This window comes from Rathayibacter sp. AY1H3 (genome assembly GCF_002932015.1).
This window is the reverse complement of the sequence record NZ_PSUU01000042.1, coordinates 14,333-31,944: the sequence shown is the minus strand read 5'-3', so window position 1 is coordinate 31,944 and position 17,612 is coordinate 14,333. Positions and strand designations below refer to the sequence as shown.

The window sequence follows — 17,612 nt, the reverse complement described above, 5'->3', positions numbered from 1 at the left end:
ACAACCGAATCCAGAGACGCCTGACGCGGATCCGAGCATGGGGCTCGACGACTGCGTATCCCGTCGTCATGCGCCTCTTGGACCGGCGGGGACGGAGGCGGTCACGCCGTCGAGCCTAGGGGCGGGCGCGGCGGCGGGGCGAGTGCCGAAGGGTGTCGCCGAGCTCGGTTTTTCGTCTCATGACCGGCGCCCCTGGCGGGCTTCCTCCGAACGAGAACCGGCTTCCCGTGACTGCTCGGCACCCTGTCATGCACTTCGTGCTCACGAGTGCTTCGGAAGGAGGAACGCCGGGAACACCTCAGCGAATCTCTCGGCGGTGACTATGAGCCATTGAGCGAGATCAGGAGCGGTGGCCTCGTCGCGCCACTCGCCGGTTTCGCGTAGGAGGACCTGGCTCGACAGGTTCCCCGGCTCATTGAGCCACTCGAGATCCGCGCCGACGGCAGCCTCGATCTCCACGCGATGGTCGAGCAGGCGGGCGAAGAGCGCCTTGTCCTCTCGGATCTTCAGCGCACAGGAGACGCCGGCGGGTTCGCGGGACGACAATCCGAGGACGATGACGGATCCGGGCACGCCGAGACTCACGTCGACAGTGGATCCGGTCGATCCGCTGGGCCAGGACGTGATCCTCGTCTGGAGACTCTCGCCGAGGTCGTGGACCTTGAGGAAGAACGCCTTCCTCTGCGCGAGGAGCGGCCGGGTCCCAGGCACCCGATGTCGATCCTGGTCGATCTCCAGCCCCGCGAGATCGGCGAGGTCTTCGGCGCGGAGGAACTGCGCCGGATCGGCCCGGCCCTCGCGATCGAAGGTGAGACCCTCGGACTCGAGGAACTCGCGCGGAGGATCGGTCCGGTCCGAGTCCATCCATCTGAAGCCCGGCGCTATCGTGCCGCCGCTTTGAAGTACTCTCCACGCGCCTTGCATCGGGTTGCTCGCGAGGACGGCTGCGACGGGTTGAGGGTAAGAGCCGGCGACCAGGGCGACCTCGCCGTAGGACGTCCATCTGCCGGAGGGGATCTCGGCGACTATTGAGGCCACGACGCTCCGCATCGCGGAGGGCTCTGCCCCGCCGGACGACGTCAGGTCTTCATCAGGACCAGGCCACAGAGCGATGATCCTCTCTGCGAGAGCGGCGCTGCGCTTCGCGATCTCCGGAGCGCCCCACTCCTCCTCGCCCGCGATCTCCTGATTAAGGCGAAGGCCACTCTCGGCCAGCATCCTGCGCTTCTGGTCGAAGGGGCGGTTGCTGAGCTCGCTGTTGTACCCGGTGAGAGTGAGGTTGCCGATCGTGTGGACGAGGCGGTCGTGCTCATAGGCGAGATCGGATCCGTCGGGCAGGCCCCGCTCGAAACCACGCCGTACGGCGTCGGTCAGGGTCTGAGGCAGGACGTGCTCGATGGTCAGGTTGCCCGGGTCGATAGTCTCCTTCGACTCGTAGGACTCCTCGAGCCACAGCAGGATGAGCTTCTTCTGAGCGGCCCGACCCTGCCAGTAGAACGGGACATTCGTCACCGCCTCCCGCACCTGCTTGTCCGTGCCGTAGTACTTGCGGCCGCGCGACAGGTGCTCGCGCAACGCGACGTCGATATCGGGGGCATCGGCAATGGCGCTCACTGCTTGAAGGAGCGTTCGATTCAAGCTCGCAGTCGCGCGCCCGATGACGATGCGCCGGACGAAGTAGGACTCGAGGTAGGTCAGGGCCTGAAGCACCTGATCAGCGGACGCGGTTCCTGCAGCCCGCCGGTCCAAGAGGCGCATGACGACGGGATACGCAGTCGTCGAGCCCCATGCTCGGATCCGCGTCAGGCGTCTCTGGATTCGGTTGTCGACCTCGAGCGAAGGATCGAGAATAGCCGCGAGTACGTCGCCCAGCTTCGCGATTCGCACGACCTCGGCCACGATTTCCGCCGGGCCGGCGAGCTTCTCCAAGCGCTTCTGCTGCCCTGTATACGTGTCCGACTGCTTGGCGCGTTCGTCCGTCTGCACCAGGTCGAGCCAGAACAGCAACTCGAGGCTGTCTGCACTGAGCTTCTTCTCCAGAGGCAACCAGACCGATTCGTAGACCTCGACGCCGCTGTCGCCGAGCCGCATGAACAGATAGTTCTTCAGGAGATCCGACTGGGTCAGCTGAAGGCCGGTGTTGTTCAGCGATTCGAAGATGCGGTGTGCATTGTCCCGGGGCTCTGCCGTCACGACGACGAGGGCGAGGCCGTTGACTATGACGTTCTCGATCTCCTCGAGATCGTGCGGATCATCCGGGTCGTCGGCCGCAGCGATCTTCGAGCGGAAGTGGTTGTACGCCTCGCCGATCCGGCCGATACCTCCTGCGTCCGGAGCCGACCGAATGACCGCCAGGTAGGAGGCTCTATCCGCCTGCGTGGGCAGAACTTTCGCCGGCTTGTCCTTGTCGTACACATTGACCAGGTACTGCGCCTGGATGCCCTCAGCCTTTTCGGCGTCGCCGGTCTCGTTCAAGTGGTCTCGGAGGGCGGCCAGGAGGAGCGTGAGGGTCGTCAGGCGCTGCTGCCCATCGACCACGAGCAGCTTCGAGACGCCGACAACCGAGAAGTCGGGGCTCTGGGCGAGTACCAGCGAGCCGATGAAGTGCGTCGCGGTGGGCTCCTCGCGGCGGGTGTTCGCGAGCTCGGCGATGTCGTTCCACAGCTGGTCGAGCTGCGGCTTCCCCCATGAGTAGACCCGCTGGTAGAGCGGCACCTGGTACTGCTTCTTACCCTCCAGCACACCGGCGAGGTTCGTCTCCGCTGCCTTGACCATTCTTACCTCCGCGTTGAAGTGTCTTCGAGATCGGCTTGCGCCCGTGGACGGCGCCTAATGATCGGCGGGCGCTGCCACTGAGAGGCCGCCCCTATTCGGGGTGAGCTCGAGGACGGTCTGGTCCGAGTCGGTGAGAACCGGGATCCCGTCGGGCAGCGTGTGGAGCGCCCGGGCGAGACGGCTGAAGGTCGTTCGAGCCTCGAGAGTTCCTTTGCCGGCGAAGGCGATGAGAATCCTGCTCGCGTCGATCTGCAGAACGCTCAGATCATCGAGGAGCCCGACGAGCTGCACCTGTCGTGCCGCGATCCGCCCGAGCTCGTCGCGGAGGACCCCCTCGACGGAGAGCAGCGACCGGTCCGGATTCGCATGCTCGGCCGCGACCCTCTCGAGCACCGCGATCCGAGCTCGAAGAGAGAATCCCTCGTACATCTGGGCGACGATGCGTTCGAATTCCCTCATCGGATCGTCGCGCTTGCCCACGAGTGCGACGAGGAGCTCGGGCGCGTACACCCGGTCAACGCCCTCGTACTTGGCCACGACATCGAGCCAGCGGTCGAGACGATCCTCGTAGCTGTTTGCAAGCGCATCGAGCGCACCGAAGGCATGGGCGGCTGAAGAGATCGCCGGGATCCTCGCTTGGTCGAGCAGGTAGCCGGCGACTTTCCGCGTCTGCTGCGCCGCGGTGACCAGTACCGATCGGTCCTCCTCGTTGGCCCGATTCTCGATTCCGAGCAGTGTCGTCGTGATCCTCTCAAGCTTCTTGTTCATCTGGTGCTGCGCGAGCATATCCCCGGCGACGGCGAGACCCACCGTGGCGATAAGTGGTCCGGCCGCAGCAGCGGCGCCCGTCCCCGCCACTGCCGGGACGAGCCGAGCATGAGCCGAGAGTTTCGTCGACCCGGCCGCCCGGACGATTCCGCGGAACCCGCCCCCTACTGCGGGAACGAGATCGCGAGCGACCGCGCCGGTCGGGAGGATGACGCGGTAGAGGCCCTCAGCGGATCCGGGCGATCGGGTGAGGCCGCCCGCAGCCTGACCGATCGCCTTCGCGAAGGCCCCTGCGGTCTGAGCCACGAGACCCGAGGCCACCTGGCCGGCCGGTGTCGGCACGCGACTGATGAGCAAAGCATCGCGATTGAGGAGCATGCGGAGCATCCCCTCGGTGCTCGGTTCCGACGGCGTCGGGACCAGGGGGACGACGACAGCTTCTTCGGGATCCACGGCGCCTCCAGCTGGTGTGTGTATCTCATCCTGTCAGTCGGCGGGGACCGAGCCGACGCATCCCGTTCGGACCGATCAGTCGGCAGCGCTCCTGAAAAGGGACCACCCGGATGCCCGTCCACTGGTTATGGCGCGATGACCCGAGTGCGGTATGTCAAGGTCCGTTCTGCAATGTCCTGTTCGCCTGCCGCCCCTTGCCCGCGCGCCGCTCCGAGCGCACGCTGGAGCCATGACCGCCTGGAGCCCTCTCGAGACCGTCGGCGCCGTGGTGCTCGCCCTCGCGCTGATCGGGCTCGCCGTCGCGGCCGTGGCGGTCGGAGCAGGCGACGAGATCGCGTTCATCGGCGTGCTGGTCGCCTTCGCGGTCGCGGTCACCGGGCTCGGCCTCCACATCGCCGGCCGCGAGGCGCGGTACCGCCGCGACAACCGGTGACGCCGAAGCGCTTCCGCCGCGACGACGGCTGAGGAGGCGCGCTCCCGCCGCGACGGCCGCTGAGTGGAGAGACTCCCGCCGCGACGGCACTCGGCCGGTCAGTGCCCGAGCTCCACCAGCAGCACGCCGGCGATGATCAGGCCGATCCCGCCGAGCATCGTCCAGGTCAGCGGGTCCTGGAACAGCCAGCGGCCGAGCACCGCGGTCAGCGCGACTCCGACCGCCGCCCAGATCCCGTAGGCCACCCCGATCGGCATGCCCTGCGCGAGCGCCCCGGCCAGCAGCGTGAACGCGACGACGTAGCCCACTCCGACCACGACGTACCAGCGCTTCCGGCCGTCCGTCGCGGGCTTGAGGCTCATCGTCGCGGCGACCTCGGTGAGGATCGCGCCCGAGAGCAGCAGCCAGGCCATCAGCGCACCGCCCGGCGCGCGGCCTGCGCTCGCTGCGAGCCGATCTCGACCATCAGCACGCCCGCGATGATCAGCACCAGCCCGATCGTCATCACGCCCGTCAGCGGCTGACCGAAGAGCACGGCCGCGAGGACCGCCGTCAGCGCGACGCCGCACGCGCCCCACACGCCGTACGCGACTCCGATCGGCATGCCGGCCTTGAGCACCTGGCTGAGGAGGACGAACGCCGCCAGGTAGCCCGCCACCACGAGGGCATACCAGCCCGGCGACTCGATGGCGGCCTGGAGGGCGAGCGACGCCGTCACCTCGGTGAGGATCGCGCCGGCGAGGAGCACCCAGCTCATCGCGTGCCGTCGGATCGGGTCATCCGGCCAGCGTAGGGCGGGCGCGGAGGCGTGCGCCCGCAGAACCAGAGTGCAGTGCCCGGAGACGGGGTGGGAACGATCGTTCTCCGGGCAGTGGCGCGCTCACCGCGCGAAGTGCTCGCGCACCTCCGCCTGCCAGCGCTCGCGGTCCTCCTCCGTGATGAACGCCGCGTCGAAGGAGTTGAGCGCCAGCTGCTCGAGCTGCGCGTCGTCAATCCCCAGCTCCTCGACCAGGGCGCGGTAGTTCTCATCCACGTAGCCGCCGAAGTAGGGCGGATCGTCGCTCGAGACCGTCACGACGAGTCCCTCGCGGAGCATCGCGGGCAGCGGGTGGTCGGCCATCGTGTCCACCGCGCGCAGGGCCACGTTCGACAGCGGGCACACCGTCACCGGGATGCGGCGCTCGCGGAGCATCGCGACCACCTCCGGGTCCTCCATCGCGCGGATCCCGTGGTCGATCCGCTCGACCTTCAGCAGCTCGACGGTGGCCGCGACCGTCTCCGGCCCGCCCTCCTCGCCGGCGTGCGCGACCAGGCGCAGTCCCTCCGCCGCGGCGCGCGCGTAGACGTCGACGAACAGCTCCGGGCCGAAGCCCACCTCGTTCGAGTCGAGCCCGACGCCGATGATGTGCTCGCGCCAGGGGAGGATCGCCGTCAGCATCTCGTCGGCCGCGTCGGCGCCCAGGTCGCGGAGGAAGCACATGATCAGGTCCGTCGAGATCCCGTGGGTCTCCTCGCTCCGGCCGAGCGCACGGGTGATCCCGCTCATCACGGTGTCGAGCGCGACGCCGTTGCCGAGGTGCGTCTGCGGGTCGAAGAAGATCTCGGCGCGGCGGACGTTCGCCTTCTGCGCCCGGTCGAGGTAGCCGGTCGCGAGCTCGAAGAAGTCCCGCTCCGTCTTCAGCACGGTGAGGTTCGAGTAGTGCAGCTCCAGGAACGACGCGAGGTCGGTGAAGGAGTACCGCGCGCGGAGGGCGTCGAGATCCTCGGTTGGCAGGGCGACCCCGTTGCGGCGCGCCATCTCGACGATGTGCTCGGGCTCGATCGTGCCCTCGAGGTGGATGTGCAGCTCGGCGCTGGGCGGGGCGGGGAAGGCGGGGCGGGGCATGCGGATCCTCCAGGGAGCGGCCGGGGCGGCGGGGTCGCTCCCGACCGTAGGCCTCCGCTGTTTCGCGCGCGTTTCCGGCGGGAGGCGCGCGATCCGGATCCGGAGCGGCCCCGCCCCCGGGTGCTAGAGCTCGCCCTGCTGCGAGGTGCCGGCCGGGATCGGGACGAGCCGCGTCACGACGGGAGGATGGGCGACGAGTCCGCGGATCGCCGCGTTGAGGCGGACGACCGGCTCGCCGGCGCCGTGCGCGTCGAGCAGGTCGCCGCTCGTCCACTTCTCCAGCATGACGATGGTGCCGTCGGGCGAGTCGTGGATCGCGTAGAGCTCGCAGCCCTCCTCCTCGTGCACCTCCGCGATGGCGGTGGAGAGGGCGGCGACGAGCGCGTCGCGCTGCCCCTCGGCGGGAGTGAAGATCGCGGTGACGACGACGGGATCGGACATGGCGTGCCTTTCGGAGGGGGAGGGGGATCAGCGCTGCGGGGGTGCGGCGCAGCTGGAGCGGATGACGAGGTCGGCCTGCACCTCGATGTGCTGCGGCGCCTCGGGGAGGCGGCCCTGCATGCGGGCGAGGACGAGCTCGACGCTGTGACGGGCGAGCATGTCGATCGGCTGGCGGACGACGCTGAGCGGCGGGGTGACCAGCTCGCTCCACGGGTTGTCGTCGAACACGACGACCGAGAGGGCCTCCGGGATCCGGATCCCGAGCTGGAAGAGCCGGTGCACGGCGCTGCGCACCTGCGCGCCGCTGCCCGCGGTCTGAGGAGGCCGCGGCTGCCGCGGCACCTCCGGCCGTCGGAGCAGCCGCAGGCCGGTCGCGAGCTGCCAGGCCGTGACGGCGTAGACGGAGGCGCGCTCCCAGACGCCGTCGGGCAGCAGGTCGACGCCGGGCACGCGGGTGTCGACCTGCAGCATCAGCAGCGCGAGCAGGCCGGCCGCACCGAGCACGATCCCGACCGTCTCGAGCGCCCACGGGGCGCGGCCGCGCCGGGCCGCGGCACCGGCGACGATCGAGGCCGCGTTGCCGCCGACGATCGCCATCGCGGCGCCGACCACGTGCAGGCCGCCGATCCCGTTCTGCGCACTGGCGCTGCTCCCGTGCACGAGGCCCACCACGGCGATGCCCACGGCGTGGACCACGGCGAGGGAGAGGAACAGCCCCCGCGATCCACCCCGCGCCGCCCGCACGGTCGTGACGGCGGCGGCGAGGTAGAGCGCCCCCTGCAGGAGGAATCCGGCGTTCATCACCGCGTGCAGCGGCGAGTCGATCGCGCGCCCCTGGAACACGCCCACCTCGGGCACGCCGAGATCGCTGATGTAGTTCCGTGCGTAGCTGTAGCCCGGGAACGCGGACGCGGCGACCGCCTCCGCTCCGATGTAGGCGAGCGCGCTCACCACCCACAGCACTCCGGCCCCACGAGTTCCCATGCGCCCATCATCCCCGGGCCCGGCCGCGCCGGTCGTCGGCGCCGGACGGCTCCCCGGCTAGGCTCGCCGGATGCTGCAGGTGCGGGGTGAATCCGGGCAGGCCGTGCTCCTCCTGCCGGGCGGGGGCGAGGCCGTCGACGGTTTCTTCCCCGGGCTGGTCGAGGGCCTGATCGTCGATCCGGGCTGCCGGGTGGTCCTCTACGACAGACCGGGCACAGCGGGGTCGGAGGTCGCCGGCGGACTCACCGACGCCGCAGACGCCGTCCACGCCGTGCTGGCCGGCCTCGGGACAGGTCCCGTCGTCGTGATCGGCCAGAGCCTCGGCGGTGCCGTCGCGATGCTGCTCGCTCGCGATCATCCCGAGGACGTCGCGGGACTGGTGCTCCTCGACCCGACGCCCGTCAACGACACGGCACTGGCGCGTCAGGTGGAGCGGACGGCCCGGGCGACGGCGACGCTCTCGAGACTGCCGGGGCTCGGCCGAGCGCTGTCCGCGCTGCTGCGCACGAGCGCCGCCCGGTCGGCGAGGCGCCACGCGATGAGCCCGGCCGCGCGCGCGGCCGCTCTCGCGATGGCGGACGTCGACCTGCCGGGGCTCGCCTCCGCCGCCGCCGGTCTGGAGCAGGTGGCGCGGGGCTTCGACGAGTCTCAGCTGCCCGCGGTCCCCGCGGCCGTGGTGACCGCGGACCGCAGGCCCGGGTCCTCCCTGCATCGCGCGCATCGGCGCGTCGCCGCCGCCCTGGACGCGCCGCTGCTGTCCTGGCCCGGAGCGGTGCACGAGGTGCACCTGAGCCACGAGCGCGAGGTGCTCGAGGTCGCCCGCACCATCGTGCGGGCCGTCGCCTCCGACTAGGTCCGGAGCCGCTGCGCCGCCGCTCCGGTCACAGGCTGAACCCGCCGTCGGTCGTGAGCACCTGCCCGACGACCCAGCTGCCCGCCGACGTGGCCAGCCATGCGATCAGCTCCGCGGGGTCCGCCGGCGCGCCGACCCGGCCGAAGGGCGTGGTCGCGACGTACTCCTCGAGGTCCTCGAGCGACCGGTCGGTGGTCTCCGGGTCCAGGTATCCCGTGTTCACCGGACCGGGATCGATCGTGTTGAGCACGATCCCGAGCTCCAGGAGCTCGGCGGCGACCGTGGCGGTGACGCCGGCGAGTGCGGCCTTGCTCGCGGCGTAGGCGACCTCTCCGCGCATCGCGCCGTGGATCTGGCCGGACGTCATCCAGAACACGTGTCCCTGCGCCCGGGCGTAGGGCCCGGCTCCGACGATCCGGTCGCCGGGCCGGCGGGGTCCGTCCGTGCGCGGTGCCCGGAGCCGCGCGAACTCCGCGGTGAGCAGGAGGGTGGAGCGGGTGTTGACGTCCCAGAACGCGGTGAGCCGCTCGGGCGTCATGTCGAGGATGCTGCCGTCGTCACCGCTCTTCGCGTGGTTGCAGACGAGGACGTCCAGGCTCCCGGTGAGGTCGGCTGCGGTGGCGATCAGACCGGGGATCGTGGAGGGATCGGCCAGGTCCGCGGCGACGTCGGCGAACCGCGCGCCCTCCGTGAGGTGCGCGCGGAGCTCGGACCGGACCGCGTCGAGGTCGTCGCCTCCCCAGGGGAGGTCGAGATCGTGAGGGCGGTGATGGTGGACGACGAGGTGCGCGCCGAGGGAGGCGAGCTTCGCGGCGACGGCGAATCCGATGCCGCGCCGCCGCGAGACACCGGTGACGAGAGCGGTCCTGCCCTGCAGGGGGAGGAGTGCGGACACGGGGAGCCTTTCGATCGCGCCCGAGCGGGCCGGAGGGAGCGGGACGGAGCGACGGGGATCGGGAAGGCCTCAGCCGCACTGCACGATCCCCACCGTATCGAGCCGCCGGTGGCCTCCGTCCGGCGATGAGGTGCCCCTCAGACCTGCTGGGAGATCCGCAGGCCCCGTCCCCGGGAGAAGCCGAGGCGCGAGTAGCTGTCCGCCAGCCGCTCGTCGCCGGCGACGGCCACGACGACGCCTCCCGCGGGGACCGTGGCCAGCAGCTCCCTCGTCGCGAGCACCGCCGACAGGCGGGTCCCGGGGCGCTGCGAGAGCGCCATCACCGTCCACCGCCGCCCGGGAGGCGTCTCCGCGCCGACGGCCCCGGTGAGGGGGGTCCCGACCAGCAGGGCCCCGCCCCCACGGCTCCGCCGAGGAGCGCCGCGAGGACCAGGACCGCGCCGAGCAGCCCCGAGAGCGCGACCCACACGGCCGCCACCACGGCCAGCAGGACGACCGGGACGGTGACGGCGATGCTCACCAGGGCGTCGGCGACCGGCCGGTAGCGCCCGAAGACGACCAGCCCGTTCCGGTCGGCCGCCTCATGGGCGGCGCGGCGGATCACGGAGGGCGCGAGCGAGAGCAGCGCCGTCGGGAAGGCCAGGACGGCGAGGACGCGGTGGCGCGTGAAGGCGCGCACCATCAGCCACGAGACGGCGGGCAGACGTCCCCATCCGACCGGTGCCGACGCCGCTGCCATCGAGCCAGTCTGCGCGATCGGGTAGGCGCGGGGCCACCCGGTACGAGGACGCCGCTCCGGCTCCGCTGCGCGAGGGAGGCCGACGCGGACTACTCCTCGTCCGCCCGGTAGACCTTCCGGAACGCGTCCTTGCGGGCGATCCTCCCGCCGCGGAACTCGTAGATGTCGCAGCCCCGCGTGACCTGGGGTCCGCCGTCGGGGCCGGTCCCGGTGAAGGACCAGGTGGCCGCGCCGCGCGTCCCGGCGATGAGGGGAGCCCCCTCCTCGTGCCGCTCCTGTCCGGTGTCGAAGGCGAGCATGAGCGCGAATCCCTCGCGGACCTGCTCCTTGCCCGTCCAGGTGCGGCCGGGCTCGGGGCCGACGGACGCGCCGTACACGCAATCGTCGGTCATGTGACTCATCAGCGCTTCGAGGTCGTGGCGGGTCCAGGCGTCGCTGAACGCGGCCAGCACCTCGGGCGTCATCTCGCTCGTGCTGGTCTCGGTCGAAGAGGAGTCGTCCATGTGCGGGCCTCGGTCCTTCTGATCGGTGGACCGTCGTCGGTCGCTCTGCGACCGTGGCAGGTGAGCGGCCGCAGTGGCAACGCCCTCTAGCGGTCATGTCCGGAAGCGGACGGCCGGCGGATCAGCGGTCCGTCGACCCGCCGACCAGCGGGTGAGCGCGACGGCGGGGGGCGGTGCACTGCGGGCGGCGGGAGCGGCCGCCGAGGCGACCCGCTCCACCGGGCACTGCCGCGTCCCGATGCTGAGCCCCTTCGTGAAGGCCGTGCCGAAGTCGGACGCGGGCCGGTCCTCCTCCGCCTCCTCGGTCGCGGCCCCCGGGTCGCCCGCGGCGGCCGGATGCTAGGCGCTCGCCGCCTCGTCCGCCACCTCCTCCCCGCCGACCGGCGCCGACGCGCAGGATGAGGAGCACCGGTCGCGGCGGGCACCGACTCCGCACCCGACCGGCACCGAGACCGCCACGAGCCCGCGCCGGCGGGAGGACAGCGAGAGCACCATGGGATTCTGGGGACCGACCGACGAGACCCGCGGCACGCGCCCGGTCGACGAGCCGCTCGGCGAGCTGGAGCTCGTGCACGCCTTCACCAGCGGGCCGATGCCCACCGGCGTCAGCGTCTCGCACACCGGGCGGATCTTCGTGAACTTCCCCAAGTGGGGAGACGAGGTCCCGGCCACGGTCGTGGAGCTGGTCGACGGAGCGGCGGTGCCCTACCCGGACGAGGCCTGGAACACGCCGTCGGGAATCGACGACGCCGGCGCCCTCGTCTCGGTGCAGAGCATCGTCGTCGATCCGGCCGACCGGCTCTGGATCCTCGACACCGGCAGCCCGATGTTCGAGCCGACGAAGAAGGGCGGCCCCAAGCTCGTCCGCGTCGACCTGGCGACCGACACCGTCGAGCAGGTGATCCTCCTCGAGCCGGACGTCGCCCTGCCGACCACCTACCTCAACGACGTGCGCTTCGATCTGCGGCGCGGCATCGCCTACATCACCGACTCGGCCGACTCCGGCCCGAACGGGATCATCGTCGTCGACCTCGAGGCGGGGACCGCCTGGCGTCGCCTGCACGACCACCCGAGCACGAAGGCGCTCACTCCTCCGGAGCTCGTGCCGATGGCCGAGGGCCGCGTGCTGATGAAGCGCCCGGCAGACGGCGACCCGCAGCCGGTGACGATGGGCGCCGACGGCATCGCGATCTCGGCCGACGGCGAGCGCCTCTGGTACTGCCCGCTCGCCTCCCGCCGCTGGTTCAGCGTGGCGACGTCGGCCCTGGTCGACCGGTCGGTGCCGGACGAGGACGTCGCGGCGACCGTCGTCGACGAGGGCGACAAGGGCGGGGGAGCGGACGGCCTCGAGACGGATGCGCTGGGCCGCTTCTACGCCACGAGCTACGAGAACAACGCGATCGTCCGCCGTCGCACCGACGGCACGATGGAGACGATCGTGCACGACGAGCGGCTGCTCTGGCCCGACACCATGTCGATCGCGACGGACGAGCACCTGTACGTCACCGCGAACCAGCTGCACCGCCAGGCCGACTACCAGGGCGGCACGGATCTGCGGACGTACCCGTACTCGCTGTTCCGGGTGCGGATCGGCGCGGGGCCGGTCCTCCTCCGCTGAAGGCCCCCGCCTGGTCGCCTGCGCCGAGATCCGCAGCGCGGATCAGCGCCAGTGGGCGAGCTCCGTGCGGAGGGTCCCGCGGGCGCGGGCGAGCAGTCCGCGGACGGTCGAGGTCGTGAGCCCCAGCTCGTGCGCGATCGCGTCGTAGCTGCACTGCTCCAGCTGGCGCAGCTCCCAGCAGCGGCGCTGGGCCGGGGGCATCGCGGCGAGCACCCGGTTGGCGTCGGCGGCGAGCGATCCGCAGTGCGCGGCGTGCTCCGGGTCGGCGGCGGCGGAGGCGGGGAACTCGTCGTCCAGCTCGGCTCGCAGCCGCGAGACGCTGGAGCGGAGCCGGTCGACGCTGCGGCGGCGGGCGGTCGTGACGAGCCAGCCGGCGATGGTCTCGCCGTCGATCACGCTGTCCACGTGGGTCCACGCCGCGAGGAACGTCTCCTGCACCACGTCGTCGACGTCGGCGCTGCTGCGGAGGGTGCGGGCGGCCGTCGCGCGGAGCAGCGCGGTGTAGCGGCGGACGATGGTGGCGAACGCGCGGTCGTCGCCCTCCGCGGCGCGGATGACGAGCATCCGGTCCGAATCGGGTTCGAGCAGCGCGAGCGGCGGCGCGGCGAGGGTCGAGGGGCGGGCCCTCGGGAGGCGTGCGGGGGTGGTGGCGGTGAGCATGCGGACTCCGGTCGACTTGATGTGCACGCATGATTCGGAGGCGCGCTCCCGCCCGGTTTCCCGGGGCGGGACCCCAGTGGGAGGGGCAGGTCTGTCCGGTTTCCGGGGACGTCAGCGCCGCCGCGACCACCAGCGGCGGGACCGCTCCGGCTCGGCGGCCGCCCGGGCCTCGGCCGCGGCGGCGCGATCGGCGCGCCGCTGCGACCAGGCGGCGACCTCCTCGTCGACGTCCCGGAGCGGGGTGACGACGGGCGGCCCGCCCAGCAGCTGGCGGCGTGCCTCGATCACCCGCGTGTTGAAGTCGGCGAGCTCGGCGCGCACCTCCTCCTCGCGGTGCAGGCGGTCGAGGCGCTCGTCGAGCGCGCGGTCCTCGGCGCGGAGGAGGAAGGCGGCCGGGCCGATACCGGTGAGGTTCTCGCGCTCGATCTTGCGGCGGATCCACCAGTCCGGGTCGTGGGCCGCGCCCAGGTCCGCTAGCGGCTTCCCCGATCCCGGCAGGTCGTCGAAGTCGCCGCGGCGGATCGCGAGCTGGATCGCCGTCTCGACGAACGCGGCCCGCTCGAGCGGATCCTCCGGCAGGGCGGGCTGCTCCGCCTCCTCCTCGCCCGCGACGCCGGCCCGGTACCGGGCGGCGCGCTCCCTCGCATCCGACATCCCTCCACGCTAGATCGGGCTCCTCGCCCCGGGCAACCACCCCTCCCGCCGTCTCCGTGGTCGGCGGGCGCCGCGGGTCGACATCGCCGGACCGGCGTGCGTAGTATCGATACTCGATAACATCGACGATCGATAAGGAGCACGCCATGACGAGTGTCATCCCCAGCGGACCGGTCCGGGAGCGTCCGCGCGTGTTCCGGGTGGCCAGGGCGGTCCTGCTCATCGTCGCGGTCTTCTCCGTGCTCACCGCGCTCCTGCAGACCTGGACCGTCACCACCGGGCGCACCCTGCTGGTCTTCGGGGGAGCGGACGGCCGCCTCCCGCTCCGGAGCCTCCCGCAGCTGCTGCAGGCCCAGCCGCGCGAGGGCACCGCGCCCACGCTCGCCGACGCCGCCCTCTCCCTCCGCCTGCTCGGTGCGCTGCCGAGCCTCCTCCAGGCGGTCACGATCGTCCTCGCCACGGTCTTCCTCCTGCGGGTCCTCCGCGGCATCGCGGCCGGACGCCCGTTCGACCCCTTCGTCCTCGCGAACTGGCGCCGTCTGAGCCTCGCCCTGCTGATCGGAGGAGTGGCGCAGGGCCTCGCCGACACCGCGGCGGGCCTGTATCTCAGCTCCGGCATCGGCCTGCTCTTCGCCGCCGGCCGGGTGACCGACGAGCAGCGCGACGCCTTCCTCGGCGGCGACTACCAGGCCATCGGGACGAACCTGCCGCAGTGGCCCGTCCCCGTCCTGCTCGCCGGAGCGGTGGCCCTCGCCCTGACGGCGGCGTTCCGCGCCGGCGCGAAGCTCGAACGGGACGTCGACGGCGTTGTCTGAGCCCGCCGACGACGAGAGGCACCGGATCGACTGCCACCTCGGAGCAGTGCTGGCCGAGCGCGGCGTGACCCTCACCGCCCTCTCTGCCCGCACCGGCATCACGTTGGCGAACCTCTCCATCCTCAAGAACAACCGCGCCCGCGCGATCCGCTTCACGACGCTGACGCTCATCTGCGACGCGCTCGACTGCACCCCGCAGGAGCTGTTCTCGATCCGGGCCGTCGACGAGCGGGGGTAGCGGCGGGCGGATCGGCCAGGGGATCTCTGCGGGGCCGATGGTGTGGACGCCGTCCGATCGGATCGTCGATCGAGCAGGCCTCAGCCGCGCTCCGTGTCCGCCCCTCAAGGGATCGGCCGGAGCTCCCCGGAGCTCGCTCTCGTCCCGACCCATGGATGAGCCTCACCAGCGCGGTTGGCGGCCTCGGCCATCGACCGTCCACAGGGGAGCGAGCTCGTCAGCGGGACCGTCGAATGCGCCTCCGGTGGATGCCGGCGGCTGCTCGCGGTCGTCCCTCCCGACGCGAATCACTCCCGAGCAGTTGTCGAGCGAGCTCGAAAGGACCCCGCAGACACGCATCGCGGGAACCCTCCGGGACCCTCGCTCCATCTCGGTGGCTTCCACCGTCGAGGGGCCCCTCCTGAGGATCCGGGCCGACTACTGGTCCCAGGAGTACATCCCCTGGGGACGTGTGCGAAGCGTCCTCGTGCGTGCTTCCGCGAACCGGTCCCGTCGCGCTGTGCGATCTCCCTGAGACGGCGGCGGTGTACCCGTCGACGAGGCCGCCGGTCATCGACCCCGCGAGGAGCGCCCGCTTCAGACCCGCACCGACGACGAACACGTCGATCGACCCAGGGTTCCCGAACGGGAGACGGACCGTGATGCACGTCTGGTCGTGCTGAGCGGCGGTCAGCGGTCGAGGACTTGACGAATGACGAGGACTCGGATCTCCGTCGACTCCCGCCCCACCGGGTCGAACCCGCTCGCCGTCGTCACTGAGACCCTGCTCGAGCTGGTCGGCGTGCTCGTGCGCGCCGCGCTGCGGCCGCGTCCCGCCGCTCAGTCCAGCGGGTAGCCCGGCAGCCCGTCGATGCTGACCGCGTTGCGCGTGGCTCGGTACTCGGCCATGCCGTCGGGGCCCTTCTTCTCGGCCTGGAGGAGGAGCAGGTCGCGCTCGCCGACCGGCTCCATCACGGGCACGCCCCAGCCGCACGCGTCGCTGATGCGGGTGAGCTCGACGGTGACGACCGCGCGGGTGCTCGGGTGCTCGGGGTGCTGCTCCGCGACCTCGGTGAATGCCTCCGAACCGGGCAGGTGCACGGAGCCGGTGCCGTGCAGGCGGACGATGCGCGGACGCGATCCGAACGACGCGAACATCAAGCACACGCGCCCGTTCTCGCGCAGGTGCGCGATCGTCTCGACTCCGCTGCCCGTGTAGTCGACCCAGCCGACCCGCCGCGGGCCGAGGATCGAGAACGAGTCGTGGCCGCGCGGCGACATGTTGACGTGCCCGTCCGCGGCGAGGGGCGCGGTGGCGACGAACCACATCGGCTGCTCGTGGATCCAGGAGGAGAGGCTCTCGTCGATCTCGTCGTAGACGTGCGCCACGGGATCAGGCCCCGGCCGCGCGGCGGACCAGCTCGGTGACGGCGGCGCGCGTCTCGGCGTCGGCAGAGACGAGCGCGTAGGCGGTCGGCCAGATCGTGCCGTCGTCGAGCTGCGCGCCGTCCTGGAAGCCGAGGGTCGAGTAGCGCGTGCCGAACTTCGCGCCGGGCTGGAAGAAGACGATCGCCTTGCCGTCGGAGCGCGCGTAGGCGGGGAAGCCGTACCAGGTCTTCGGGAGGAGGTCGGGAGCGGTCTCGCCGACGACGTCGTGCAGCATCTGGGCGATCGGCCGCTCCTCGTCGGTCATCGCGGCGATCGCGGCCTCCGCGTCCCTGCGGTCGGCGTCGGCCTTGTCGGCGCTCTTCTGCCGCTTCGCCTCCGCGCGCAGCTCGGCCGCGCGCTGCTTCATCGCCGCGCGCTCGTCCTTCGAGAAACCGTCTTCGGAAGCCATGTCCGCCCGTCCCGTCCGTCTGCGGCTCCCGGTCCGGGAGCGTCCCCGCACATCGTGACAGCGCCGCACTCGCCGCACAACGGCGGGAGCGAGCGCGACCGCGCGCCCCGGAAGCCCAGCCTCCGCGGTTAGCGTGGGCGGATGCGCCTCCTCCTGATCCGCCACGGCCAGACCCCCTCCAACGTCGCCGGGCTCCTCGACACCCGCATCCCCGGACCCGGGCTCACCGACCTCGGCCGCACCCAGGCCGCGGCACTGCCCGGTCGGCTCGCCGGCGAGGGGATCGGCGCGCTGCTCGTCTCGACGATGGTCCGCACCCACGAGACGGCCGCCCCTCTCGCCGCGGCGCTCGGGCTCGAGCCGATCGAGCGCGACGGCATCCGCGAGGTCGCGGCCGCGGGGCTCGAGATGCGCGGCGACGAGGCGGCGGTCGAGGAGTACATGGGCACGGTCTTCCGCTGGGCCGGCGGCGAGACGTCGATCCGGCTCGCGGGCGGCGAGACGGGCGACGAGTTCGCGGCGCGCTACGACGCGGTGGTGGCGGAGGCGGAGGCGCTCGGGCACGAGGTCGTCGCGCTGGTCAGTCACGGCGCGGCTATCCGCTGCTGGGCGGGTCTGCGCTCCCTCGACCTCGATGCGCGCTTCATCGCCGACCACCTGCTCGACAACACCGGCGTCGTCGTCCTCGAGGGCTCGGGCGACGCGTGGACGCTCGTGTCCTGGCAGGGCGAGCCCGTCAGCGGAGTCGGCGCGGCGGCCCCCTCGGGCCCGGCGGGCGAGACCACCGTCTGAGCGACAGGGCCTCCTCGCCGGTCGAGCAGCCGCGCGGCGGCGGATGGAGACCGGCCGGAACGAGCGCCGCCGGCCGCGCCATCACGGTAACGATCGCGCAACACTCCGGAAACCAGCTCCGACCAGCACATTCGCTCGCGCCGATCGGTTCATCACCACCCCTGGACCCGCCCCCGCAATTGTCCGACGTTTGCCCCTCGGCGGCTCCGCGGCTACCGTGGTCGGCGGTCCTCACGGGCCCCGATGAACCGGTCCGCGCTCGCACGGCGTCCCCCAGGACGCGCCGCGAT

At 71.8% G+C, this 17,612-nt stretch carries 22 protein-coding genes; 7 read left to right on the top strand and 15 right to left on the bottom strand.

Translation table 11 applies throughout. The features are described from left to right. Positions 1-261: 261 nt before the first annotated feature. Together C5C33_RS14785 and C5C33_RS14780 are read right to left on the bottom strand one after the other, a co-directional pair. On the bottom strand, positions 262-2,775 hold the full coding sequence (locus C5C33_RS14785) for a DUF4268 domain-containing protein (protein WP_104261488.1): 2,514 nt from the start codon (positions 2,773-2,775) through the stop codon (positions 262-264). A 54-nt stretch (positions 2,776-2,829) separates the two neighbouring features. Further along, entirely contained in the window at positions 2,830-3,996 is a 1,167-nt protein-coding gene (locus C5C33_RS14780) for a hypothetical protein (RefSeq protein ID WP_104234520.1), read from the bottom strand. 229 nt (positions 3,997-4,225) lie between these two features. Between C5C33_RS14780 and C5C33_RS14775 the strand changes: the two genes are divergently transcribed. Continuing rightward, a complete protein-coding gene (locus C5C33_RS14775; RefSeq protein ID WP_104227488.1) occupies positions 4,226-4,429 on the top strand; it encodes a hypothetical protein in 204 nt (67 codons plus the stop codon). Between the two features lie 98 nt (positions 4,430-4,527). Here the strand turns inward: C5C33_RS14775 and C5C33_RS14770 are convergent, their stop codons facing one another. From C5C33_RS14770 to C5C33_RS14750, 5 genes are all read right to left on the bottom strand, one after another. Next, a complete protein-coding gene (locus C5C33_RS14770; RefSeq protein WP_104224891.1) occupies positions 4,528-4,842 on the bottom strand; it encodes a multidrug efflux SMR transporter in 315 nt (104 codons plus the stop codon). Further along, positions 4,842-5,186 carry a multidrug efflux SMR transporter gene (locus C5C33_RS14765; protein ID WP_104261487.1) on the bottom strand — a complete coding sequence of 115 codons (345 nt, stop codon included), beginning with the start codon at positions 5,184-5,186 and terminating at the stop codon, positions 4,842-4,844. Before C5C33_RS14765 ends, C5C33_RS14770 begins: the two co-directional genes overlap by 1 nt. Positions 5,187-5,309: 123 nt before the next feature. Next, positions 5,310-6,314, bottom strand: a complete 1,005-nt coding sequence (locus tag C5C33_RS14760) for an adenosine deaminase (protein WP_104261486.1) — start codon at positions 6,312-6,314, stop codon at positions 5,310-5,312. A 123-nt stretch (positions 6,315-6,437) separates the two neighbouring features. Further along, positions 6,438-6,755, bottom strand: coding sequence for a putative quinol monooxygenase (locus C5C33_RS14755; protein ID WP_104224889.1), 318 nt, complete (start codon positions 6,753-6,755; stop codon positions 6,438-6,440). Between the two features lie 27 nt (positions 6,756-6,782). Then, positions 6,783-7,739, bottom strand: coding sequence for a DUF998 domain-containing protein (locus tag C5C33_RS14750; protein WP_258069260.1), 957 nt, complete (start codon positions 7,737-7,739; stop codon positions 6,783-6,785). 70 nt (positions 7,740-7,809) lie between these two features. Between C5C33_RS14750 and C5C33_RS14745 the strand changes: the two genes are divergently transcribed. Beyond that, positions 7,810-8,592: an alpha/beta fold hydrolase gene (locus C5C33_RS14745; RefSeq protein WP_104248124.1), complete on the top strand. Its 783-nt coding sequence runs from the start codon at positions 7,810-7,812 to the stop codon at positions 8,590-8,592. A gap of 28 nt (positions 8,593-8,620) precedes the next feature. Here the strand turns inward: C5C33_RS14745 and C5C33_RS14740 are convergent, their stop codons facing one another. From C5C33_RS14740 to C5C33_RS14725, 4 genes are all read right to left on the bottom strand, one after another. Then, the gene (locus C5C33_RS14740) at positions 8,621-9,487 is read right to left on the bottom strand and encodes an SDR family oxidoreductase (RefSeq protein WP_258069259.1); all 867 of its coding nucleotides are present in this window, start codon (positions 9,485-9,487) and stop codon (positions 8,621-8,623) included. A gap of 137 nt (positions 9,488-9,624) precedes the next feature. Further along, the gene (locus tag C5C33_RS14735; RefSeq protein ID WP_104261485.1) at positions 9,625-9,807 is read right to left on the bottom strand and encodes a hypothetical protein; all 183 of its coding nucleotides are present in this window, start codon (positions 9,805-9,807) and stop codon (positions 9,625-9,627) included. Then, positions 9,807-10,226, bottom strand: coding sequence for a hypothetical protein (locus C5C33_RS14730; RefSeq protein ID WP_146085797.1), 420 nt, complete (start codon positions 10,224-10,226; stop codon positions 9,807-9,809). The genes C5C33_RS14735 and C5C33_RS14730 overlap by 1 nt, the downstream gene beginning before the upstream one ends. A gap of 89 nt (positions 10,227-10,315) precedes the next feature. Then, positions 10,316-10,729 (bottom strand): nuclear transport factor 2 family protein, encoded by a 414-nt coding sequence (locus tag C5C33_RS14725; RefSeq protein WP_219812314.1) that lies wholly within the window; start codon positions 10,727-10,729, stop codon positions 10,316-10,318. Positions 10,730-11,222: 493 nt separating this feature from the next. Between C5C33_RS14725 and C5C33_RS14715 the strand changes: the two genes are divergently transcribed. Continuing rightward, positions 11,223-12,347, top strand: a complete 1,125-nt coding sequence (locus tag C5C33_RS14715) for an L-dopachrome tautomerase-related protein (protein ID WP_104261483.1) — start codon at positions 11,223-11,225, stop codon at positions 12,345-12,347. 42 nt (positions 12,348-12,389) lie between these two features. Here the strand turns inward: C5C33_RS14715 and C5C33_RS14710 are convergent, their stop codons facing one another. Together C5C33_RS14710 and C5C33_RS14705 are read right to left on the bottom strand one after the other, a co-directional pair. Next, positions 12,390-13,034, bottom strand: a complete 645-nt coding sequence (locus tag C5C33_RS14710; RefSeq protein WP_104261482.1) for an RNA polymerase sigma factor — start codon at positions 13,032-13,034, stop codon at positions 12,390-12,392. Positions 13,035-13,118: 84 nt separating this feature from the next. Then, a complete protein-coding gene (locus tag C5C33_RS14705; protein WP_104248120.1) occupies positions 13,119-13,661 on the bottom strand; it encodes a DUF1992 domain-containing protein in 543 nt (180 codons plus the stop codon). Between the two features lie 146 nt (positions 13,662-13,807). Between C5C33_RS14705 and C5C33_RS14700 the strand changes: the two genes are divergently transcribed. The 3 genes from C5C33_RS14700 to C5C33_RS18640 all read left to right on the top strand — a co-directional run bounded on the left by C5C33_RS14700 (position 13,808) and on the right by C5C33_RS18640 (position 15,549). Next, positions 13,808-14,476, top strand: coding sequence for a hypothetical protein (locus C5C33_RS14700; RefSeq protein ID WP_104261481.1), 669 nt, complete (start codon positions 13,808-13,810; stop codon positions 14,474-14,476). After that, the gene (locus C5C33_RS14695; RefSeq protein ID WP_104261480.1) at positions 14,469-14,714 is read left to right on the top strand and encodes a helix-turn-helix transcriptional regulator; all 246 of its coding nucleotides are present in this window, start codon (positions 14,469-14,471) and stop codon (positions 14,712-14,714) included. Before C5C33_RS14700 ends, C5C33_RS14695 begins: the two co-directional genes overlap by 8 nt. Positions 14,715-15,405: 691 nt before the next feature. After that, on the top strand, positions 15,406-15,549 hold the full coding sequence (locus C5C33_RS18640; RefSeq protein ID WP_181131600.1) for a hypothetical protein: 144 nt from the start codon (positions 15,406-15,408) through the stop codon (positions 15,547-15,549). Here C5C33_RS18640 and C5C33_RS14690 read toward each other — a convergent pair. Together C5C33_RS14690 and C5C33_RS14685 are read right to left on the bottom strand one after the other, a co-directional pair. After that, on the bottom strand, positions 15,534-16,082 hold the full coding sequence (locus tag C5C33_RS14690; RefSeq protein WP_104234560.1) for a pyridoxamine 5'-phosphate oxidase family protein: 549 nt from the start codon (positions 16,080-16,082) through the stop codon (positions 15,534-15,536). The genes C5C33_RS18640 and C5C33_RS14690 overlap by 16 nt on opposite strands. 4 nt (positions 16,083-16,086) lie before the next feature. Further along, positions 16,087-16,530, bottom strand: a complete 444-nt coding sequence (locus C5C33_RS14685; protein WP_104227361.1) for a hypothetical protein — start codon at positions 16,528-16,530, stop codon at positions 16,087-16,089. A gap of 141 nt (positions 16,531-16,671) precedes the next feature. Here C5C33_RS14685 and C5C33_RS14680 point away from each other — a divergent pair, with 141 nt between their 5' ends. Continuing rightward, on the top strand, positions 16,672-17,322 hold the full coding sequence (locus C5C33_RS14680; RefSeq protein WP_104261479.1) for a histidine phosphatase family protein: 651 nt from the start codon (positions 16,672-16,674) through the stop codon (positions 17,320-17,322). Positions 17,323-17,612 lie beyond the last annotated feature (290 nt).